Annotated in this window: 19 protein-coding genes and 1 pseudogene; all 20 read left to right on the top strand. The window is 58.6% G+C overall.

All coding sequences use genetic code 11. The annotated features are described in order from the left end of the window. Window positions 1-2 precede the first annotated feature (2 nt). A complete protein-coding gene (yidC, locus tag AC2CGW_RS10475; protein ID WP_186670184.1) occupies window positions 3-1,685 on the top strand; it encodes a membrane protein insertase YidC in 1,683 nt (560 codons plus the stop codon). A gap of 86 nt (window positions 1,686-1,771) precedes the next feature. Then, entirely contained in the window at window positions 1,772-3,142 is a 1,371-nt protein-coding gene (mnmE, locus tag AC2CGW_RS10470) for a tRNA uridine-5-carboxymethylaminomethyl(34) synthesis GTPase MnmE (protein ID WP_484574023.1), read from the top strand. A 509-nt stretch (window positions 3,143-3,651) separates the two neighbouring features. After that, window positions 3,652-5,544: a tRNA uridine-5-carboxymethylaminomethyl(34) synthesis enzyme MnmG gene (gene mnmG / locus AC2CGW_RS10465; protein ID WP_186670180.1), complete on the top strand. Its 1,893-nt coding sequence runs from the start codon at window positions 3,652-3,654 to the stop codon at window positions 5,542-5,544. After that, the gene (gene rsmG, locus AC2CGW_RS10460; protein ID WP_186670178.1) at window positions 5,541-6,191 is read left to right on the top strand and encodes a 16S rRNA (guanine(527)-N(7))-methyltransferase RsmG; all 651 of its coding nucleotides are present in this window, start codon (window positions 5,541-5,543) and stop codon (window positions 6,189-6,191) included. The genes mnmG and rsmG overlap by 4 nt, the downstream gene beginning before the upstream one ends. Window positions 6,192-6,209: 18 nt before the next feature. After that, window positions 6,210-7,001, top strand: a complete 792-nt coding sequence (locus AC2CGW_RS10455) for a ParA family protein (protein ID WP_063541904.1) — start codon at window positions 6,210-6,212, stop codon at window positions 6,999-7,001. 9 nt (window positions 7,002-7,010) lie between these two features. After that, entirely contained in the window at window positions 7,011-7,883 is an 873-nt protein-coding gene (locus AC2CGW_RS10450; RefSeq protein WP_054893011.1) for a ParB/RepB/Spo0J family partition protein, read from the top strand. A gap of 149 nt (window positions 7,884-8,032) precedes the next feature. Continuing rightward, window positions 8,033-8,440, top strand: a complete 408-nt coding sequence (locus AC2CGW_RS10445; protein ID WP_054893010.1) for a F0F1 ATP synthase subunit I — start codon at window positions 8,033-8,035, stop codon at window positions 8,438-8,440. A gap of 16 nt (window positions 8,441-8,456) precedes the next feature. Further along, complete coding sequence (gene atpB, locus AC2CGW_RS10440) at window positions 8,457-9,326, top strand: F0F1 ATP synthase subunit A (protein WP_054893009.1); 870 nt, start codon at window positions 8,457-8,459, stop codon at window positions 9,324-9,326. Window positions 9,327-9,469: 143 nt separating this feature from the next. Continuing rightward, window positions 9,470-9,727: a F0F1 ATP synthase subunit C gene (atpE, locus tag AC2CGW_RS10435; RefSeq protein WP_003097235.1), complete on the top strand. Its 258-nt coding sequence runs from the start codon at window positions 9,470-9,472 to the stop codon at window positions 9,725-9,727. Between the two features lie 57 nt (window positions 9,728-9,784). Next, a complete protein-coding gene (locus AC2CGW_RS10430) occupies window positions 9,785-10,255 on the top strand; it encodes a F0F1 ATP synthase subunit B (protein WP_054893008.1) in 471 nt (156 codons plus the stop codon). A gap of 12 nt (window positions 10,256-10,267) precedes the next feature. Beyond that, a complete protein-coding gene (locus AC2CGW_RS10425; RefSeq protein WP_054893007.1) occupies window positions 10,268-10,804 on the top strand; it encodes a F0F1 ATP synthase subunit delta in 537 nt (178 codons plus the stop codon). A 21-nt stretch (window positions 10,805-10,825) separates the two neighbouring features. Then, complete coding sequence (atpA, locus tag AC2CGW_RS10420; protein ID WP_054893006.1) at window positions 10,826-12,370, top strand: F0F1 ATP synthase subunit alpha; 1,545 nt, start codon at window positions 10,826-10,828, stop codon at window positions 12,368-12,370. A gap of 48 nt (window positions 12,371-12,418) precedes the next feature. Next, window positions 12,419-13,279 carry a F0F1 ATP synthase subunit gamma gene (atpG, locus tag AC2CGW_RS10415; RefSeq protein ID WP_003253195.1) on the top strand — a complete coding sequence of 287 codons (861 nt, stop codon included), beginning with the start codon at window positions 12,419-12,421 and terminating at the stop codon, window positions 13,277-13,279. A 27-nt stretch (window positions 13,280-13,306) separates the two neighbouring features. After that, complete coding sequence (gene atpD / locus AC2CGW_RS10410; RefSeq protein WP_186670175.1) at window positions 13,307-14,683, top strand: F0F1 ATP synthase subunit beta; 1,377 nt, start codon at window positions 13,307-13,309, stop codon at window positions 14,681-14,683. 44 nt (window positions 14,684-14,727) lie between these two features. After that, a complete protein-coding gene (locus AC2CGW_RS10405) occupies window positions 14,728-15,147 on the top strand; it encodes a F0F1 ATP synthase subunit epsilon (RefSeq protein WP_054893003.1) in 420 nt (139 codons plus the stop codon). A 121-nt stretch (window positions 15,148-15,268) separates the two neighbouring features. Then, window positions 15,269-16,636 carry a bifunctional UDP-N-acetylglucosamine diphosphorylase/glucosamine-1-phosphate N-acetyltransferase GlmU gene (gene glmU / locus AC2CGW_RS10400; protein WP_186670173.1) on the top strand — a complete coding sequence of 456 codons (1,368 nt, stop codon included), beginning with the start codon at window positions 15,269-15,271 and terminating at the stop codon, window positions 16,634-16,636. 181 nt (window positions 16,637-16,817) lie between these two features. Then, window positions 16,818-17,594 carry a DeoR/GlpR family DNA-binding transcription regulator gene (locus AC2CGW_RS10395; RefSeq protein ID WP_288377688.1) on the top strand — a complete coding sequence of 259 codons (777 nt, stop codon included), beginning with the start codon at window positions 16,818-16,820 and terminating at the stop codon, window positions 17,592-17,594. A 2-nt stretch (window positions 17,595-17,596) separates the two neighbouring features. After that, window positions 17,597-19,432, top strand: a complete 1,836-nt coding sequence (gene glmS / locus AC2CGW_RS10390; RefSeq protein ID WP_186670171.1) for a glutamine--fructose-6-phosphate transaminase (isomerizing) — start codon at window positions 17,597-17,599, stop codon at window positions 19,430-19,432. Window positions 19,433-20,366: 934 nt separating this feature from the next. After that, window positions 20,367-22,073, top strand: coding sequence for a reverse transcriptase domain-containing protein (locus AC2CGW_RS10385; RefSeq protein ID WP_484574022.1), 1,707 nt, complete (start codon window positions 20,367-20,369; stop codon window positions 22,071-22,073). A gap of 324 nt (window positions 22,074-22,397) precedes the next feature. Next, window positions 22,398-22,738 (top strand): annotated as a pseudogene (locus tag AC2CGW_RS10380) (transposase); the annotation flags it as partial.

Here is a 22,738-nt window from a genome sequence, read left to right as displayed (position 1 = left end):
TCATGGATATTAAACGCACGATCCTGATCGTCGCCCTGGCAATCGTGTCCTACGTTCTGGTCCTCAAGTGGAACCAGGACTATGGTCAGGCAGCCCTGCCGACTCAGCATACTGCTGCCAGCAACGCTGCACCGGCTCTGCCGGACACCGTGCCGGCCGGCAATAACGGCGCCAGCGCCGATGTGCCGAGCGCCAATGCCGAAGCCAGCCCCGCTGAAATCGCGCCAGTCGCGCTCAGCAAGGACCTGATCCGGGTCAAGACCGATGTCCTGGACCTGGCTATCGACCCGGTCGGCGGTGACATCGTCCAGCTGACCTTGCCCAAGTACCCACGCCGTCAGGATCATCCGGACATCGCCTTCCAGTTGTTCGACAACGGCGGCGAGCGTGTCTATCTGGCGCAGAGCGGCCTGACCGGCGCGAATGGCCCGGACGCCCGTTCGAGCGGTCGTCCCCTGTACGCTGCCGACCAGAAGAGCTTCCAGCTGACCGACGGTCAGGACCAACTGGTGGTCGACCTCAAGTTCAGCGATAACGGCGTCAACTACATCAAGCGCTTCAGCTTCAAGCGCGGTGAGTACGACCTGACCGTCAGCTACCTGATCGACAACCAGAGCGGTGCAGCCTGGACCGGCAACATGTTTGCCCAGCTCAAGCGTGACGCCAGCTCCGATCCTTCCTCGAGCACCGCGACCGGTACCGCGACTTACCTGGGCGCTGCCCTGTGGACAAGTTCGGAGCCGTACAAGAAGGTGTCGATGAAGGACATCGACAAAGGTAATTTGAAAGAAAATGTGTCTGGCGGCTGGGTAGCATGGCTGCAGCACTACTTCGTGACCGCGTGGATTCCGGCCAAGTCGGACAACAACGTGGTCCAGACCCGCAAGGACAGCCAGGGCAACTACATCATCGGCTACACCGGCCCGGCGCTGAACGTGCCTGCCGGCGGCAAGGTCGAGACCAGCGCCATGCTGTACGCAGGTCCGAAGATCCAGTCCAAGCTCAAGGAGTTGTCCCCAGGCCTGGAGCTGACCGTCGACTACGGCTTCCTGTGGTTCATCGCTCAGCCGATCTTCTGGCTGCTGCAACATATCCACAGCCTGCTGGGTAACTGGGGCTGGTCGATCATCGTCCTGACCATGCTCATCAAGGGTCTGTTCTTCCCGCTGTCGGCTGCCAGCTACCGCTCGATGGCGCGCATGCGTGCCGTGGCGCCGAAACTGGCCCAGCTCAAGGAACGCTTCGGTGACGATCGCCAGAAGATGTCCCAGGCGATGATGGAGCTGTACAAGAAAGAGAAGATCAACCCGCTGGGCGGCTGCCTGCCGATCCTGGTGCAGATGCCAGTGTTCCTGGCCCTGTACTGGGTACTGCTGGAAAGCGTCGAGATGCGCCAGGCCCCTTGGATGCTGTGGATTACCGACCTGTCGATCAAGGATCCATTCTTCATCCTGCCGATCATCATGGGCGCCACCATGTTCATCCAGCAGCGTCTGAATCCGACCCCACCGGATCCGATGCAGGCGAAGGTCATGAAAATGATGCCAATCATCTTCACCTTCTTCTTCCTGTGGTTCCCGGCAGGTCTGGTGCTGTACTGGGTTGTGAACAACTGCCTGTCGATCACTCAGCAGTGGTACATCACCCGCCGTATCGAAGCAGCCACGAAAAAAGCGGCTGCTTGACAGGTTGACCCGTTAGCCTGTGAATAAAAACGCCCCTTCGTGGGGCGTTTTTGCTATCCGTCGTTTTGTCGTAGAGGCTTTCGAGCATGAACACCGTGCGTGAAACCATTGCCGCCATCGCCACCGCCCAGGGCCGCGGTGGCGTCGGTATCGTCCGCTTGTCCGGGCCACTGGCCAGCCAGGCCGGGCAGGCCATCACCGGCCGCACACTGACTCCGCGCCATGCCCACTACGGGCCATTTCGTGCCGACGGTGGTTTGGTCCTGGATGAAGGCATTGCGCTGTTCTTCCCTGGCCCCAACTCGTTCACTGGTGAAGACGTCCTGGAACTGCAGGGGCATGGAGGGCCGGTGGTGCTCGACATGCTGTTGCAGCGCTGTGTCGAGTTGGGTTGTCGTCTCGCCCGTCCTGGCGAGTTCAGCGAGCGGGCGTTCCTCAACGATAAACTCGACCTGGCCCAGGCCGAAGCGATCGCCGACCTGATCGAAGCCAGTTCCACCCAAGCCGCACGCAATGCGTTGCGCTCTCTGCAGGGGGAGTTTTCCAAGCGGGTGCATGCATTGACCGAAGCGCTGATCGCCCTGCGCATCTACGTTGAAGCGGCGATCGACTTCCCGGAGGAGGAAATCGACTTTCTCGCCGATGGCCATGTGCTGAAGATGCTGGAAGCCGTCCGGGACGACTTGTCCACAGTTCAGCGTGAGGCGGGGCAGGGGGCGTTGCTGCGTGACGGCATGACGGTGGTGATTGCAGGCCGTCCGAATGCCGGCAAATCGAGCCTGCTGAACCAGTTGGCCGGACGCGAGGCGGCGATCGTCACCGACATCGCTGGCACCACCCGGGACATCCTGCGCGAACATATCCACATCGATGGCATGCCGTTGCACGTGGTGGATACCGCAGGTCTGCGCGATACCGACGATCATGTGGAAAAGATTGGCGTGGAACGCGCACTCAAGGCGATTGGCGAGGCAGACCGGGTACTGCTGGTGGTGGATTCCACTGCGCCCGAGGCAAACGATCCGTTCGCCTTGTGGCCGGAGTTCCTCGATCAGCGGCCGGACCCTGCCAAGGTCACGCTGATTCGCAACAAGGCCGACCTGAGCGGCGAGAGCGTCGGTATCGAGCAGAGTGATGATGGCCACGTGACGATCACCCTCAGTGCGAAGGGCGACGCCACAGGCCTGGATCTGCTGCGTGATCACCTCAAGGCCTGCATGGGTTACGAACAGACTGCGGAAAGCAGCTTCAGTGCGCGCAGGCGGCATCTGGATGCACTGCGCCAGGCCAGCGCCCACCTCGATCATGGTCATGCCCAACTGACGCTCGCTGGTGCCGGTGAGTTGCTGGCAGAGGACCTGCGCCATGCTCAACAGGCCCTGGGAGAGATCACCGGCGCATTCAGCTCGGATGACTTGTTGGGAAGGATCTTCTCGAGCTTCTGTATCGGTAAATAATCCACAGCTCGGCAACACCAAGGCCGCTCCAGCCAGGAGCGGCTTTTTTTTGCCTGTCAGAAACGTGGGCTTGCCCGCGAATCGATTACCCACTGTAGATCTCATCCACAGACCGAAAACCATCACCAGGAGCCCTGTGGAAAACTGGCCTTCAGGTCCGTTGATAACCAGGCTTTTTTTCTGAGGACAATCCCGCCTGTGGGTAACACGTACTTTAATCCACAGGTTAAACGCCGTTATCCAGAACCCTCATCCCCCCTTCGACACAGGGTTATGATTCTCTGAAGGCAGCATGGATACTGGCCTCAATTCACTTATCCACATGTGGATAGCCGCCTAAGAATAAACATAAAAACAAAGCTTTTATAAATTTTTCCTTTTTGATTTCTATTGCCGCCATTCATCCACAGACTGGTCAAAATTTGCTCAGACGGTTTCACTAGAGCGGGTGAAGTCCCTATACTTGTCGGCTTACCTTCTCTATTCGCAAAACAGGCACGAGGTGCGTGGTGGATTTCCCTTCCCGTTTTGAAGTGATCGTCATCGGCGGCGGCCATGCCGGTACCGAGGCTGCGCTTGCGTCCGCACGCATGGGTGTGAAAACCCTGCTGCTGACCCATAACGTGGAAACCCTCGGTCACATGAGTTGCAACCCGGCCATCGGTGGTATCGGCAAGAGCCACCTGGTCAAGGAAATCGATGCACTCGGCGGCGCCATGGCGCTTGCCACCGACAAGAGCGGCATCCAGTTCCGCATCCTGAACAACCGCAAGGGCCCGGCTGTGCGCGCCACCCGTGCACAGGCTGACCGCGCCATCTACAAGGCCGTGGTCCGCGAGATCCTGGAAAACCAGCCGAACCTGTGGATATTCCAACAGTCCTGCGATGACCTGATCGTCGAGCAGGACCAGGTCAAGGGCGTGGTGACACAGATGGGCCTGCGCTTCTTCGCCGACTCTGTGGTGTTGACTACCGGCACCTTCCTCGGTGGACTTATCCACATCGGCCTGCAGAACTACTCCGGTGGTCGCGCCGGTGATCCTCCCGCCATTGCCCTGGCTCATCGTCTGCGTGAACTGCCGCTGCGCGTTGGCCGTTTGAAAACCGGCACGCCGCCCCGTATCGATGGCCGCTCGGTAGACTTCTCGGTGATGGGCGAACAACCCGGCGATACCCCGATCCCGGTGATGTCGTTCATGGGCAATGCGCAGATGCACCCGCGCCAGGTCAGCTGCTGGATTACCCACACCAACGCCCGCACCCACGAGATCATCGCCTCGAACCTCGACCGCTCGCCGATGTACTCCGGTGTGATCGAAGGCATCGGCCCGCGCTACTGCCCGTCGATCGAGGACAAGATCCATCGCTTCGCCGACAAGGAAAGCCATCAGGTATTCATCGAGCCGGAAGGCCTGAATACCCATGAGCTGTATCCCAACGGCATCTCGACTTCGCTGCCATTCGATGTGCAGTTGCAGATCGTCCGTTCGATCCGCGGCATGGAGAACGCGCACATCGTGCGTCCGGGTTACGCCATCGAGTACGACTACTTCGACCCGCGTGACCTCAAGTACAGCCTCGAGACCAAGGTCATCGGCGGCCTGTTCTTCGCTGGCCAGATCAACGGCACCACCGGCTACGAAGAAGCCGGCGCCCAGGGCCTGCTGGCCGGTACCAACGCCGCACTGCGTGCGCAGGGCCGCGAAAGCTGGTGCCCGCGCCGTGACGAGGCGTACATCGGCGTACTGGTCGACGACCTGATTACCCTGGGCACCCAGGAGCCTTACCGCATGTTCACCTCGCGTGCCGAATACCGGCTGATCCTGCGCGAAGACAACGCTGATCTGCGCCTGACCGAGAAAGGCCGCGAGCTGGGGTTGGTCGACGATGAGCGCTGGGCCGCCTTCACCGCCAAGCGCGAAGGCATCGAGCGCGAAGAACAGCGCATGAGGAGCACCTGGATCCGCCCGGGCACACCGCAAGGCCAAGCCGTTGTGGATAAGTTCGGTACACCGCTGGCCCACGAGTACAACCTGCTCAACCTGCTGGCGCGCCCCGAGATCGACTACGCGGGGCTGATCGAAGCCACGGGCGGTGATGTCATCGATCCCCAGGTGGCCGAACAGGTCGAGATCAAGACCAAGTACGCCGGCTACATCGATCGCCAGCAGGACGAGATCGCCCGTCTGCGCGCCAGCGAAGACACTCGTCTGCCTGTGGATATCGACTACGCTGGCATTTCCGGGTTGTCCAAGGAAATCCAGAGCAAGCTCGGCCAGACCCGTCCGGAAACCCTCGGCCAGGCTTCCCGTATTCCCGGCGTTACCCCGGCGGCAATTTCTCTGTTGCTGATTCACCTGAAAAAACGCGGCGCTGGCCGCGAATTGGAGCAAAGCGCTTGAGTTCCCTGGTCACCCCGCAACATGCCGAAGAGTTGTCCACAGGTGCGCGCCAGCTCGGAGTCGAGCTGAGTGCGCAGCAGCACGAACTGCTGCTTGGGTACCTGGCCCTGTTGATCAAATGGAACAAGGCCTACAACCTGACCGCAGTGCGCGATCCGGACGAGATGGTGTCGCGTCATCTGCTCGACAGCCTCAGCGTCATGCCGTTTATCCACAGCGACACGCAACGTTGGCTGGATGTTGGCAGCGGCGGCGGCATGCCGGGTATCCCGCTGGCTATCCTGCATCCGCACAAGCAGGTGACGGTACTGGACAGCAACGGCAAGAAGACCCGCTTCCTGACGCAGGTGAAGATGGAGCTGAAACTCGACAACCTGACGGTTATCCACAGCCGTGTGGAAGAGGTTCAGCCCGAGCAACCGTTCTGCGGCATCATCTCCCGGGCGTTCAGCAGCATGGAGAATTTCACCAACTGGACCCGCCACCTGGGTGACGCCCGTACGCAATGGCTTGCAATGAAGGGGCTGCATCCTGCCGATGAACTGGTAGCATTGCCCGCAGACTTCACAGTGGAAAGCGAGCAGGCCCTGACCGTTCCAGGTTGCCAGGGCCAGCGCCATCTGCTGATACTGCGCCGCAAGGCTTGACTGGGAACACACGCAACAATGGCTAAGGTATTCGCAATCGCGAACCAGAAGGGTGGTGTCGGCAAGACCACCACCTGCATCAATCTCGCCGCATCGCTGGCCGCGACCAAGCGTCGCGTGCTGCTGATCGACCTCGATCCACAGGGCAATGCCACCATGGGCAGCGGTGTGGACAAGCACGAGCTCGAGCACTCGGTGTACGACCTGTTGATCGGGGAATGCGACCTGGCCCAGGCCATGCAGTACTCCGAGCACGGCGGCTTCCAGCTGTTGCCCGCCAACCGTGACCTCACCGCCGCAGAGGTGGTGCTGCTGGAAATGCAGATGAAGGAGAGCCGCCTGCGCAACGCGCTGGCGCCTATCCGCGACAACTACGACTACATCCTCATCGACTGCCCGCCTTCGTTGTCGATGCTGACGCTGAACGCCTTGGTCGCTTCCGATGGCGTGATTATCCCCATGCAGTGCGAGTACTACGCGCTGGAAGGCCTGAGCGACCTTGTGGATAACATCAAGCGCATCGCTGCCCGGTTGAACCCGGAGCTGAAGATCGAAGGCCTGCTGCGGACCATGTACGACCCGCGCCTGAGCCTGAACAACGATGTTTCGGCCCAGCTCAAGGAGCATTTCGGCGATCAGCTCTACGACACCGTGATACCGCGCAACATTCGCTTGGCCGAGGCTCCAAGCTTCGGTATGCCGGCGCTGGCCTACGACAAGCAATCACGTGGTGCGCTCGCCTACCTTGCCCTGGCTGGGGAACTGGTGCGCCGTCAGCGCCGTCAATCCCGCACTGCACAAACAACTTAAGGAATCCGCATGGCCATCAAGAAACGCGGTCTCGGACGTGGGTTGGATGCACTGCTCAGTGGTCCTTCCGTCAGCGCGCTCGAAGAGCAGGCTGTCACGGTCGACCAGAAGGAACTGCAGCGCCTGCCGGTCGAACTGATCCAGCGTGGCAAGTACCAACCTCGCCGTGACATGGACCCGGAGGCGCTGGAGGAGCTGGCGCATTCGATCCGCAATCATGGCGTGATGCAGCCGATCGTGGTTCGCCCGATTGGCGAAGGCCGCTACGAAATCATCGCCGGTGAGCGTCGCTGGCGCGCCACCCAGCAGGCAGGCCTGGACACTATCCCGGCCATGGTCCGCGAGGTGCCGGACGAAGCCGCCATCGCCATGGCGCTGATCGAAAACATCCAGCGCGAGGATCTCAACCCGCTGGAAGAAGCCCTTGCCCTGCAGCGGTTGCAGCAGGAGTTCGAGCTGACTCAGCAACAGGTGGCCGATGCCGTGGGCAAGTCGCGTGTCACCGTGGCCAACCTGCTGCGCCTGATCAGCCTTCCTGAGGCGATCAAGACCATGCTCGCCCACGGCGACCTGGAAATGGGCCATGCGCGCGCCTTGCTGGGGCTCGAGGAGAGCCGGCAGGAAGAAGGGGCGCGACATGTTGTCGCACGAGGCCTCACCGTGCGCCAAACCGAGGCACTGGTCCGTCAGTGGCTCAACGGCAAGCCTGAGCCGGTGGAATCGAGCAAACCTGATCCGGATATCGCCCGGCTGGAACAGCGGCTGGCAGAGCGCCTGGGCTCATCGGTGCAGATTCGCCATGGCGACAAGGGCAAGGGCCAGCTGGTCATCCGCTACAACTCCCTCGACGAGCTTCAGGGTGTACTTGCTCACATCCGCTGAAACAATTCCCGTTGTAGCGCGCAGTCGGAAATCACTACCCAAGAGTTGAATAGGGGTTAATCCACCCCTATACTCTGCGCGCATTTTGTCGGCACAAATTATGCCAAGTCATAGCTGACTGGGCAGTCGACTTTCGAGGAGCAGTTTTGATGGAAATCCGCACGCCAAACCGCCTGCCTTTCCATCGCTGGGCGGTTTTCCCGGTACTGCTGGCTCAATTTGGGGTGTTATTGCTGGCAACGTTGGTGTTGTGGCAGTGGCAGGGCAAGGTCAGCGGTTATTCGGGCCTCTGTGGAGGTTTGATCGGCTGGCTGCCCAACGTGTATTTCGCCTGGAAGGCTTTTCGCTTCAGCGGAGCCCGGGCGGCGCAGGCCATCGTCAAGTCGTTCTACGCAGGCGAGGCAGGCAAATTGATTTTGACGGCAGTGCTGTTCGCACTGACCTTTGCAGGAGTGAAGCCACTGGCGCCGTTAGCAGTATTCGGCGTCTTCCTGCTGACTCTCACGGTCAGCTGGTTCGCGCCACTGCTGATGAATAAAAGACTTTCGAGACCTTAGGGCGTTTGAGGCAACCATGGCAGCAGAAACCGCTTCGGGCTATATCCAGCACCACTTGCAGAACCTGACCTACGGTCAACTACCAGACGGCAGCTGGGGCCTGGCCCATTCGGCTGCCGAAGCCAAGGCAATGGGCTTCTGGGCATTCCACCTGGACACCCTGGGCTGGTCCGTTGCACTGGGTCTGATCTTCCTGTTCATCTTCCGCATGGCGGCCAAGAAGGCGACCTCCGGTCAGCCTGGTGCCCTGCAGAACTTCGTCGAAGTACTGGTCGACTTCGTTCACGGCAGCGTGAAAGACTCGTTCCACGGTCGTAGCCCGGTCATCGCACCGCTGGCCCTGACCATCTTCGTCTGGGTGTTCCTGATGAACGCCATCGACCTGGTACCGGTCGACTGGATTCCGCAGCTGGCGATCCTGATCTCGGGCGATCCGCACATTCCGTTCCGCGCCGTATCGACCACCGACCCGAACGCCACCCTGGGCATGGCCCTGAGCGTGTTCGCGCTGATCATCTTCTACAGCATCAAGGTCAAGGGCATCGGCGGCTTCATCGGCGAGCTCACGCTCCACCCGTTCGGTAGCAAGAACATCTTCGTGCAGATCCTGCTGATCCCGGTGAACTTCCTGCTGGAATTCGTCACCCTGATCGCCAAACCGATCTCCCTGGCACTGCGACTGTTCGGCAACATGTATGCCGGCGAGCTGGTGTTCATCCTGATCGCCGTGATGTTCGGCACCGGCATCCTCTGGCTGAGCGGCCTAGGTGTGGTGCTGCAGTGGGCGTGGGCCGTGTTCCACATCCTGATCATCACTCTGCAAGCATTCATCTTCATGATGCTCACCATCGTCTACCTGTCGATGGCGCACGAAGATAACCATTAAGACCGCCTGGCGTGTCTGATAGTCTTCCCCGCCTGTTCGGGGGGAAGACTGAAAAAGTCCGCAAGGGCAGTTGTTTCAAACGATTTGTTTTACCGCTTCAATTAAAAAACCTAACCAATACGACGTAAAAGTCGGGAGGAAAGATGGAAACTGTAGTTGGTCTGACCGCTATCGCTGTTGCTCTGCTGATCGGCCTGGGTGCTCTGGGTACCGCCATTGGTTTCGGCCTGCTGGGCGGCAAGTTCCTGGAAGGCGCTGCTCGTCAGCCTGAGATGGTTCCGATGCTGCAGGTCAAAATGTTCATCGTTGCCGGTCTGCTCGACGCCGTAACCATGATCGGTGTTGGTATCGCTCTGTTCTTCACCTTCGCGAATCCCTTCGTTGGTCAGATCGCCGGCTAATCACTCGTTCCTACGAGTTGATTGGTGTGATGGACAAAGACCGAGCGAGGTGTTGGCGTGAACATTAATGCAACCCTGATTGGCCAATCCGTTGCTTTTCTGATTTTTGTGCTGTTCTGCATGAAGTATGTATGGCCTCCGGTCATCACTGCTCTGCACGAGCGCCAAAAGAAGATTGCCGACGGCTTGGACGCTGCCAACCGCGCAGCTCGCGACCTGGAGCTGGCCCAAGAGAAAGCGGGTCAGCAACTGCGTGAAGCAAAAGCACAGGCAGCCGAAATCATTGAGCAAAGCAAGAAACGCGCTGCTCAGCTTGTCGAGGAAGCCCGTGATCAGGCTCGCGTCGAAGCTGACCGTGTGAAGGCTCAGGCTCAAGCCGAGATCGAACAGGAACTCAACAGCATCAAAGACGCCCTGCGTGCCCAAGTGGGTGCCCTGGCCGTTGGCGGCGCTGAAAAGATCCTTGGCGCCACAATCGATCAAAACGCGCATGCGGAGCTGGTTAACAAACTGGCCGCTGAAATTTAAGCGAGGGCGATCATGGCAGAACTGACCACGTTGGCCCGACCTTACGCTAAGGCAGCTTTCGAGCACGCCCAGGCCCAGCAGCAACTGGCCAATTGGTCAGCCATGCTCGGCCTGGCTGCTGCGGTGTCGGAAGACGGCACCATGCAGCGCCTGCTCAAGGCCCCGCAACTGACTAGCGCAGAAAAGGCCGCCGCATTCATTGAAGTGTGCGGTGACAAGTTCGATGTACAGGCACAGAATTTCATTCATGTTGCCGCGGAAAACGACCGTCTCCTGCTTCTGCCGGAGATCGCCGCTCTGTTCGACCTGTACAAGGCCGAGCAAGAGAAATCCGTGGACGTGGAAGTCACCAGTGCTTTTGCGTTGAACCAAGAACAGCAAGACAAACTCGCCAAGGTTCTCAGTGCACGGCTCAGCCGGGAAGTGCGCCTGCACGCGTCGGAGGATGCCAGCCTGATCGGCGGCGTCGTCATCCGCGCCGGCGACCTGGTAATCGATGGCTCGGTTCGCGGCAAGATCGCGAAACTGGCCGAAGCATTGAAATCTTGAGTTTGAAGGGGCAGCAGAGCAATGCAGCAACTCAATCCTTCCGAAATTAGTGAAATCATCAAGGGTCGCATCGAGAAACTCGATGTCGGCTCCCAAGCCCGTAACGAAGGTACCGTTGTTTCGGTATCCGACGGTATCGTGCGGATCCACGGTCTGGCCGACGTCATGTACGGCGAAATGATCGAGTTCCCTGGCAGCGTATTCGGCATGGCACTGAACCTGGAGCAAGACTCCGTAGGTGCAGTGATCCTGGGTGCCTATGACACCCTCGCCGAAGGCATGAGCGCCAAGTGCACCGGCCGCATCCTGGAAGTTCCGGTTGGTAAGGAACTGCTGGGTCGCGTCGTTGACGCACTGGGCAACCCGATCGACGGTAAAGGTCCTCTGGGCAACACTCAGACCGACGCGGTCGAGAAAGTGGCCCCAGGCGTGATCTGGCGTAAGTCGGTAGACCAGCCTGTACAGACTGGCTACAAGTCCGTCGACGCCATGATCCCAGTCGGCCGTGGCCAGCGTGAGCTGATCATCGGTGACCGCCAGATCGGCAAGACCGCCATGGCCATCGACGCCATCATCAACCAGAAAGACTCCGGTATTTTCTGTGTTTATGTTGCTGTCGGCCAAAAGCGTTCCACCGTTGCCAACATCGTTCGCAAGCTGGAAGAAGCCGGCGCCCTGGCCAACACCATCGTGGTCGTTGCCAGTGCTTCGGAATCCGCCGCACTGCAGTTCCTGGCGCCATACGCCGGCTGCACCATGGGCGAGTTCTTCCGTGACCGCGGTGAAGACGCCCTGATCGTCTACGATGACCTGTCCAAGCAGGCTGTTGCCTACCGTCAGATCTCCCTGCTGCTGCGCCGTCCACCAGGACGTGAAGCGTACCCAGGCGACGTGTTCTATCTCCACTCCCGTCTGCTGGAGCGTGCATCGCGCGTTTCGGAAGAGTATGTCGAGAAGTTCACCAACGGCGCAGTGACTGGCAAGACCGGTTCCCTGACCGCCCTGCCGATCATCGAAACCCAGGCTGGCGACGTTTCCGCGTTCGTTCCGACCAACGTGATCTCGATCACCGACGGTCAGATCTTCCTGGAATCGGCCATGTTCAACTCGGGCATCCGCCCAGCAGTGAACGCCGGTGTTTCGGTATCCCGTGTAGGTGGTGCCGCTCAGACCAAGATCATCAAGAAGCTGTCCGGCGGTATCCGTACCGCACTGGCTCAGTACCGTGAACTGGCTGCATTCGCCCAGTTCGCTTCGGATCTGGACGAGGCTACCCGCAAGCAGCTGGAGCATGGTCAGCGCGTTACCGAGCTGATGAAGCAGAAGCAGTACGCGCCAATGTCGATCGCTGACATGGCTCTGTCGCTGTACGCCGCTGAGCGTGGTTTCCTGACTGACGTAGAAGTCTCCAAGGTCGGCAGCTTCGAGCAAGCGCTGATCGCCTACTTCCACCGTGATCACGCCGAGCTGTTGGCCAAGATCAACGTGAAAGGTGACTTCAACGACGAAATCGACGCTGGCATGAAAGCCGGTATCGAGAAGTTCAAGGCCACCCAGACCTGGTAAGCCGCAGCGGGGGCTCCGGCCCCCGCTTGCTAACCTGATAGGTGATACATGGCAGGCGCAAAAGAGATTCGCAGTAAGATTGCGAGCATCAAAAGCACGCAAAAAATTACCAGCGCCATGGAGAAAGTGGCGGTCAGCAAAATGCGCAAGGCACAAATGCGCATGGCTGCTAGCCGTCCTTACGCGGAGCGTATCCGCCAGGTGATCGGTCATCTGGCCAACGCCAACCCGGAATACCGCCACCCGTTCATGATCGAGCGCCCTGTAAAGCGCGCCGGTTATATCGTGGTGAGCAGTGACCGTGGTCTGTGCGGTGGCTTGAATACCAACCTGTTCAAGGCCCTGGTCAAGGACATGAGCGCAAACCGCGAACAGGGCGTGGAAATCGACCTGTGCGTGATCGGCAGCAAGGGTGCGACTTTCTTCCGCATCTTTGGCGGCAACGTCGTAGCCGCGATCAGCCACCTGGGCGAAGAGCCATCGATCAACGATCTGATCGGCTCCGTCAAAGTGATGCTGGACGCCTACCTCGATGGCCGTATCGATCGCCTCTCGGTGGTTTCGAACAAGTTCATCAACACCATGACCCAAAAACCGACGGTCGAGCAATTGGTACCGTTGGTGGCAACCCCGGATCAGGATCTCAAGCATCACTGGGATTACCTGTACGAACCCGACGCAAAAGAGCTGCTGGACGGCTTGATGGTGCGTTACGTGGAGTCGCAGGTGTACCAGGCGGTGGTCGAGAACAACGCTGCTGAACAAGCGGCCCGGATGATCGCCATGAAGAACGCCACAGACAACGCCGGTGATTTGATCAAAGAGCTGCAATTGATCTACAACAAGGCGCGTCAGGCTGCGATCACCCAGGAGATCTCGGAAATCGTCGGCGGCGCTGCCGCGGTTTAACGGTTCAAAAATTCAGAGGATCCAGCTATGAGTAGCGGACGTATCGTTCAAATCATCGGCGCCGTCATCGACGTGGAATTCCCACGTGACGTCGTGCCGAGTGTTTACAACGCGCTGAAAGTACAAGGCGCGGAAACCACCCTGGAAGTTCAGCAGCAGCTGGGCGACGGCGTGGTTCGTACCATTGCGATGGGCTCGACCGAAGGCCTGAAGCGCGGTCTGGACGTCGTCGATACCGGCGCGGCCATCTCCGTTCCAGTTGGTAAGGCCACTCTGGGCCGTATCATGGACGTCCTCGGCAACCCGATCGACGAAGCCGGCCCGATCGGCGAAGAAGAGCGTCGCGGTATCCACCAGCCAGCGCCTTCCTTCGCTGACCAGGCAGGCGGCAACGACCTGCTGGAAACCGGCATCAAGGTTATCGACCTGGTTTGCCCGTTCGCCAAGGGTGGTAAGGTTGGTCTGTTCGGTGGTGCCGGTGTCGGCAAGACCGTAAACATGATGGAACTGATCCGTAACATCGCCATGGAACACAGCGGTTACTCCGTGTTCGCTGGTGTGGGTGAGCGTACTCGTGAGGGTAACGACTTCTACCACGAGATGAAGGACTCCAACGTTCTCGACAAGGTAGCGCTGGTCTACGGTCAGATGAACGAGCCACCAGGAAACCGTCTGCGCGTTGCGCTGACCGGCCTGACCATGGCTGAGAAGTTCCGTGACGAAGGTAACGACGTTCTGCTGTTCGTCGACAACATCTATCGTTACACCCTGGCCGGTACTGAAGTATCCGCACTGCTGGGCCGTATGCCTTCGGCAGTAGGTTACCAGCCGACCCTGGCTGAAGAGATGGGCGTTCTGCAAGAGCGCATCACTTCGACCAAGGAAGGTTCGATCACCTCCGTTCAGGCCGTATACGTACCTGCGGACGACCTGACCGACCCGTCGCCAGCGACCACCTTCGCCCACTTGGACGCCACCGTCGTTCTGTCCCGTGACATCGCCTCCCTGGGTATCTACCCAGCGGTAGACCCACTGGATTCGACTTCGCGCCAGCTGGACCCGAACGTGATCGGCACCGAGCACTACGAGACCGCTCGTGGCGTTCAGTATGTTCTGCAGCGCTACAAAGAGCTGAAGGACATCATCGCGATCCTGGGTATGGACGAACTGTCCGAAGCCGACAAGCAACTGGTTGCCCGCGCTCGTAAGATCCAGCGCTTCCTGTCGCAGCCGTTCTTCGTGGCCGAAGTCTTCACCGGCTCGCCAGGCAAGTACGTTCCGCTCAAGGACACCATCGCTGGCTTCAGCGGCATCCTCAAAGGTGACTACGACCACCTGCCAGAACAAGCGTTCTACATGGTCGGCAGCATCGACGAAGCGATCGAGAAAGCCAAGAAACTGTAATCCCGGCGCCCCGCAAGGGGCGCTAATCAGGTTGAGGCAAGCAGATGGCTATGACAGTCCATTGCGACATCGTCAGCGCAGAGGGAGAGATCTTCTCCGGCCTGGTCGAGATGGTAGTAGCGCACGGCAACCTGGGCGATCTGGGTATCGCTCCAGGCCACGCGCCGCTGATCACCAATCTCAAGCCGGGTCCGATCACGCTGACCAAGCAGGGTGGCACTCAAGAGGTGTTCTACATCTCCGGTGGCTTCCTCGAAGTGCAGCCGAACATGGTCAAGGTTCTCGCCGACACCGTGCAACGTGCTGCCGACCTGGACGAAGCTCAGGCTCAGGAAGCCCTCAAGGCTGCCGAGAACGCGCTGAACACTAAAGGCTCGGACTTCGACTACGGCGCTGCTGCCGCACGTCTGGCCGAGGCTGCAGCTCAGCTGCGTACTGTCCAGCAATTGCGCAAGGGCAAGTGATCCGGTCCTCCCGGTAACCTGCGTTGCGATTGAGTTAAAGGGTAGCCTCGGCTACCCTTTTTCTTTTCCGAATTTTCGCCTTCGGTCACATCCCTGACCACCCAGGATTGGTAGCCAGTCAATGTCCCTCGATATCGTTATTCTCGCCGCAGGCCAAGGCACCCGTATGCGCTCCTCGCTGCCCAAGGTGCTGCACCCGGTTGCTGGTAATTCCATGCTTGGCCATGTTATCCACAGCGCGCGACAGTTGCAGCCAAAGGGCATCCATGTGGTCATCGGCCATGGTGCAGAGCTGGTGCGTGAACGCTTGGCGGCTGACGACCTGAATTTCGTCATGCAGGACAAGCAGCTTGGCACCGGCCATGCCGTCGCCCAGGCACTGCCGGCGATCACCGCCGATACCGTGCTGGTGCTCTATGGCGACGTGCCATTGATCGAGGTGGGCACGCTCGAGCGGCTTCTGGCCAAGGTCAATGAACAGCAACTCGGCCTGCTGACCGTCACCCTGCAGGATCCAACCGGTTACGGCCGCATCGTGCGTGATGCCCAAGGTCAGGTTGCGGCCATCGTCGAGCACAAGGACGCCAGTGATGCACAGCGAGCGATCAAGGAAGGCAACACGGGCATCCTCGCGATGCCGGCCGCGCGTCTGGCAGACTGGATGGGGCGTCTGTCCAACAACAACGCCCAGGGCGAGTACTACCTCACCGACGTGATCGCCATGGCCGTGGCCGATGGCCTGGTGGTTGCCACCGAACAGCCCCATGACGCGATGGAAGTGCAGGGCGCCAACGACCGTCTGCAACTGTCCGAGCTCGAGCGTCATTACCAGTTGCGCGAAGGACGCCGACTGATGGCCCAGGGCGTGACCCTGCGTGATCCCGCGCGCTTCGACGTGCGTGGCGAGGTGATCGTGGGGCGCGATGTGCTGATCGACATCAACGTCATTCTCGAAGGCAAGGTGGTCATCGAAGACGATGTGCAGATCGGCCCGAACTGCGTGATCAAGAACAGCACCCTGCGCAAGGGCGCCGTGATCAAGGCCAACAGCCACATCGAAGGTGCGGTGATGGGCGAGGGCAGCGATGCCGGCCCGTTCGCTCGCCTTCGCCCAGGCAGCGTACTGGAAGCCAAGGCCCATGTGGGTAACTTCGTCGAGCTGAAGAACGCCCGTCTGGGCGAAGGCGCCAAGGCCGGTCACCTGACTTATCTGGGCGACGCCGAGATCGGTGCGCGCACCAATATCGGCGCGGGTACCATCACCTGCAACTACGATGGCGCGAACAAGTTCAAGACCGTCCTAGGCGAAGATGTGTTCATCGGCTCGAACAACTCGCTGGTTGCGCCTGTGGAAATCAAGGATGGCGCCACCACTGCGGCGGGCTCGACCATCAACCAGTCGGTCGAAGCCGCTCAGTTGGCAGTAGCCCGCGCGCGTCAGCGCAACATCGATGGCTGGAAACGGCCAGAGAAGATCAAGAAAAGCTGAGTTATCCACAGACGTTTCGATCGAAAGCCGACTTATGTGAGTAAGTCGGCTTTTTTATTGCCGGACAAGCCCGCTCCCACAGGGAGTAGCGTTGCCAGGTAAGTCTATTCGCTGCTTGACGAATCCTTCATCTTAGGTTTTGATTGCAACCATTATCTTTCGAACCGAAACTTACAAGCTTATGTCGAAACGAAATACCCCCCAGCGCCGCCACAATATCCTGGCCTTGCTCGCCGAGCAGGGCGAGGTGAGTGTGGACGCGTTGGCCAAGCGTTTCGAAACTTCGGAAGTGACCATCCGCAAGGATCTCGCCGCACTGGAAGCCAACGGCCTGCTGCTGCGTCGCTACGGCGGCGCGGTGCCCGTCCCGCAGGAGATGCTTGGCGAATCCGCTCAGCCCGTTTCCAGCTACAAGAAAGCCATCGCCCGAGCCGCTGTCGGACGCATCCGTGAGCACGCACGCATCATCATCGACAGTGGCAGTACCACCGCCGCGATGATCCCGGAACTGGGCCGCCAGCCCGGTCTGGTCGTGATGACCAACTCCCTGAACGTGGCCCGTGCCATCAGTGAGCTCGAGCACGAACCGGTGCTGCTGATGACCGGCGGCACCTGGGACCCGCATTCCGAGTCGTTCCAGGGCCAGGTCGCCGAGCAGGTACTACGCTCATACGATTTCGACCAGTTGTTCATCGGTGCCGACGGCATCGACCTGAACCGCGGCACCACCACTTTCAACGAACTGCTCGGCCTGAGCCGGGTGATGGCGGAAGTGGCCCGGGAAGTGATCGTGATGGTCGAATCGGACAAGGTCGGACGCAAGATCCCCAACCTCGAGCTGCCCTGGAGCAGCGTTACCACCCTTATTACAGATGATCGCCTGCCCGCAGCGGCACGCGAACAGATTCAAGCCCGCGGCATCAACCTGATCTGCGCCGCGATCAGCCAGGAGCAATGACCATGTGTGGAATCGTCGGTGCAGTCGCCGAGCGCAATATCACCTCCATCCTCATCGAGGGCCTCAAGCGCCTGGAATACCGCGGTTACGACAGCGCGGGCCTGGCCGTCATCACCCAGCAGGGCGAGCTCGATCGTCGTCGCCGCATCGGCAAGGTGAGCGAGCTGGAAGCCGCGGTGACTGCCGAGCCACTCAACGGTCACCTGGGCATCGCCCACACCCGCTGGGCAACCCACGGCGCGCCGACCGAGCACAATGCCCACCCGCATTTCTCCGGCCAGGAAGTGGCCGTGGTGCACAACGGCATCATCGAGAACCACGAGGAACTGCGTGAAGAGCTCAAGGGCCTGGGCTATGTATTCACCTCGCAGACCGACACCGAGGTGATCGTTCACCTGATCCACCACACCCTCAAGAGCATTCCCGACCTGACCGACGCGTTCAAGGCGGTGGTCAAGCGCCTGCACGGTGCCTATGGCTTGTCGGTGATCAGCGTCAAGCAGCCCGACCGCCTGGTGGCCGCGCGCAGCGGCAGCCCGTTGGTGATCGGTCTTGGCCATGGCGAGAACTTCCTCGCCTCCGACCAGTTGGCCCTGCGCCAGGTCACCGACCGTTTCATGTACCTGGAAGAAGGCGATATCGCCGAAATCCGCCGCGACCAGGTGAGCATCTGGGACCAGGCCGGCAGCAAGGTGCAACGCGAGACCGTGCAGTACCACGAAGGCGCCGAGGCGGCCGACAAGGGCGCCTATCGCCACTTCATGCTCAAGGAAATCCACGAGCAGCCGTCGGTGGTGCAGCGTACCCTCGAAGGCCGTCTGGGCAAGGATCACGTGATGGTCCAGGCGTTCGGTCCACAGGCTGCCGAGCTGTTCGCCAAGGTGCGCAATGTACAGATCGTCGCCTGCGGCACCAGCTATCATGCGGGCATGGTCGCCCGTTACTGGCTGGAAAGCCTGGCGGGTATTCCGTGCCAGGTCGAAGTCGCCAGTGAGTTCCGCTATCGCAAGGTGGTGGTGCAGCCGGACACCTTGTTCGTTTCCATCTCCCAGTCGGGCGAAACCGCCGACACCCTGGCCGCGCTGCGCAACGCCAAGGAGCTGGGTTTCCTTGGCAGCCTGGCGATCTGCAACGTTGGCATCAGCTCGCTGGTGCGTGAATCCGACCTGACCCTGCTGACCCTGGCCGGCCCGGAAATCGGCGTTGCTTCGACCAAGGCCTTCACCACCCAGCTGGTCTCGCTGATGCTGCTGACCCTTGCCTTGGGTCAGGTACGCGGTAGCCTCGAAGCGGGCGTCGAAGCCGAGCTGGTCGAGGAACTGCGCCGCCTGCCGACGCGTCTGGGCGAAGCCCTGGCGATGGACAGCGTGGTCGAGAAGACCGCCGAACTGTTCGCCGACAAGCACCACACCCTGTTCCTCGGCCGTGGCGCCCAGTACCCGGTGGCGATGGAAGGTGCGCTCAAGCTCAAGGAGATCTCCTACATCCACGCCGAGGCGTACCCCGCTGGCGAGCTCAAGCACGGCCCGCTGGCGCTGGTCGATGCCGACATGCCGGTGGTCACTGTTGCGCCGAACAACGAGCTGCTGGAAAAGCTCAAGTCGAACCTGCAGGAAGTCCGCGCGCGTGGCGGCGAGCTGGTGGTGTTCGCCGATGAGCAGTCGGGCATGGGCAACGGCGAAGGCACCCACGTGATCAAGGTGCCGCACATCATCGATGCCTTGGCACCGATCCTGTACACCATCCCGCTGCAGCTGCTGTCGTACTACGTGGCCGTGCTCAAAGGCACTGACGTCGACCAGCCGCGTAACCTGGCGAAGTCGGTGACGGTGGAGTAAGCGGTTGCGCTGAGCAGATGGTGGTGTTTTTGAATAATAAAGGTTGTCACATAACAATAAAGGTTGTCACAACGTAATAAAGGTTGTCACAAGGCAGGCTCTGACCGCACATCGGGCCGGAGCCAGGCCTCGAAGATTCGGGTGACAATCCTCTACTCACCGCTGTGACTGTTGTCCTGGCTCAGCCCGCTCTCTGGGGGTGTCCCCTGTGCACGACACTTGTCCTCGTCCCCGTCGAGCGGGTCGCCCATTTTTGAGCGACTCGACCTATGGCATCCATGCCACTAGCTCCGGTCAAGGCTGCGCATCGCAAGCTGATGACCCAGGCAAAAATAGATAAAAAAATTCAATCGGGTCGTGGATGTGGAGTCAGAGACTCCTATAAGCCATGGATCAAAGTGTGGGAGATCAAATCGAAGGGTGTCTCTCACATGATCGCGGGAGTCAAAATTCACCGCACACACCACCTGCTGTCCAATGCAGAGCGAGATTACCTAACTGTACTTGAGCACGATGCCTCAATCAGCGATATCCGAGAGCAGTATCCTTTACTGACACAGGCTGAGACTGTCGTGGTCTAACGATTCCGGACACTCGGTTAGGCGAGAATGGTCGCTAGATTGAGGTGCCTGCTTACCAAGCAGCGTCGTTCTTTTTCCGCTGGTTTCAAACGCGAGGCCGCTGGCCTCGCGCTCGATCAAGGTTAAAGCAATGTCGAAGCCTGCCGCTCTGTCGCAGGTTATGCCTCGGAACGAGCAGCTTGCCCTATCAATCCCTTCTCGATAGTATTTAGCCGGGGCTCAGGACTCGCATTTCTGAGATGTATACGTCTCAGCTTGTAGCGCTTTTACCTTTGACGCTTCGCGTCGCGCCGCCGTGCACTTTGGCGGATGTTGGAGTCCTGAGTAACCCACCCCCTATTCAGGCTTTTGCAATGGACGCATCGCTACCTTTCGGTCAGTTTCCTAAGATCAGTATTTCTTCGAATAAAGAATTAGCGGCCTTATTGGGCATTTCGGTGAATAAACTCACTTATTATGCTTATTATCTTGCTGAAGAAAGCAAATATAAAACCTTCAATATCTCTAAGCGGAATGGCGGAGTAAGGGTGATTGAGGCTCCTGTAAAGGGTCTCAAAGATATCCAAAAAAGTATTGTAAAGCTTATCGAGCCTAATTATAAGGCGCGCAGTTGCGTTTTTGCCTATGTAAAAGGCAGGGGTATCGTTGAGCACGCCGCAGTTCACACCAACCAGCGATGGTTATTGCGATTTGATCTCAAAGATTTTTTTCATACTATCTCCGCAGTACGGGTAGCCGGCCTTTTTCGTCATCCTCCTTTCAATTTTTCCAAACCTGTAGCGGAGACAATCGCTCGGCTTTGTACCAATGCCGGCAGGTTAACCCAAGGCGCCCCAACCAGTCCGATAATCAGTAATATTTTGTGTCGCGGCCTTGATTATAAACTGAAAGAGCTTGCGTCGCAGAATAAATGCTATTACACACGTTATGCCGACGATGTTTTCATCTCAAATAATGGTAGCTTATTTCCATCAGCCATCGCTGAGCGCGGTTCCAATGGAGTAGTGAAACTCAGCGATGAGGTCCTTGAGATAATTGGGGGCGCTGGGTTTCAGCTAAACCACGGTAAGACGATTTTACGCAACCGAGCTGAAAGGCAATTGGCTACTGGCGTGATTGTAAATCGTAAGCTCAATGTACCCAAAGAGTATATTAAGTCAGTCCGAGCAGCCCTTTATGCGTGGGATAAATACGATTTAAAGCAAGCTGAAGAATATTGGCGTGAACGCATAGATGATCGCAACAGGTGGGGTGATTCCTTGCCGAGGCTAAGCTGGGTAATTAGAGGAAAAATCAATCACATTGGCCACGTCAAGGGTTACAACGATCCGGTATTCTTGACCTTGGCGAAGAAGCTTCAGTCTCTGGACCCCACTTATCGTCTTGATGAAAGAAAGATTCTCCGGTCGCTCACTGATGAAATTCACGTATACACGGAAGGGATAACAGACTGTAAGCATCTTGAAACAGCGCTAAAATTTTTTAAGGCACGTGGCGAGTTCACTAATCTTAATCTTACTTTTAGGAATACTCGTAAGCCTGGGAGCTCTGTGCTTAAAGCGCTCTGCGAGCATTTAAGTGAGGCTCCTCAAAAGCATCTGACAATCTGTATATTCGACCGCGACGAGCGCCCAATCATAACCGAAATGGGTGGGTCTCCTGGAAATTATCGCGATCACACCAACAACGTTTTTAGCCTAATCATCCCGGTGCCAGATTTCAGAGACTCTGATATTATTTGCATCGAGCATCTCTATAATGACTCACAGCTATATATTCCCGACGCTCAAGGTCGGCGTTTATATTCAAAGGATGAGTTCGACTCGCTCGGCTGCTTCAAAGGGGAGGCACATCTCTTTTGCCGAATTAATAAACAGTCGCTTATATATGATGATAACGTGATTGACATGGTCGAGCGACGAAACGTTGCTCTTCCAAAAAATAAGTTTGCCGATTACATCGTGAGTGGTGCCCCGCCGTATTCAAACATTGATTTTTCAGGGTTTCGTGGTGTTTTTTCCCAGATTGTTGAGATCGCAGGGTTCTATGGTAAGCGTTAACTGTGAGTCTCTGGCATCCGGTCCTGCCTCGTCTTCCTGTATCGGTCGGGCATTGTGAAGTTCATCCAATTCGTTTGGCGGCAGTCACCCCCCCCATGGGAATGTCGGTGCACAGCTTCTATAAGCAGACCAATCACGGAGGCAGGCAATGGACGAAACGTATGAAATACCCGACGGAAGTTCACTGCGAGGCTGGAGTTACAAAGGTGCGCTGGAAGCGGGTTTTGAGCTTAAATCCTATTCTTGGGAAGATGTTCCCACTGAATCGCCCCTGGTTTCGTAGACACCTCCAAGCCTCATAATGAGGTCCAAATAGGAGGTGCCATGAGTCGTCAGCGTTATCCCGAAGAATTCAAGATCGAAGCGGTCAAGCAAGTGATCGAAAAAGGCAAGCCTGTCGCCGATGTCGCCCAGCGCTTGGGCATGTCCGTTCACAGCCTCTACGCCTGGATCAAGCTCTACAGCAAACCCCAAGAGCAGCGTCAGCAAGACGATGACCAGCAAGCCGAACTGCGCAAGCTGCGCGCCGAACTTAAGCGCGTGACGGAAGAGCGAGACATCTTAAAGAAGGCCGCCGCGTACTTTGCAAAGGAGTGCGGCTGAAGTACGCCTTCATCAAGAAGCACTCGACGGATTACCCGGTGCGGCGCCTTTGCCAAACCCTC

The sequence above is a fragment of the Pseudomonas sp. SYWMCR5 genome (genome assembly GCF_057197165.1).
The sequence above is the reverse complement of the archived record's forward strand: the minus strand, read 5'-3'. Positions and strand labels throughout refer to the sequence as shown.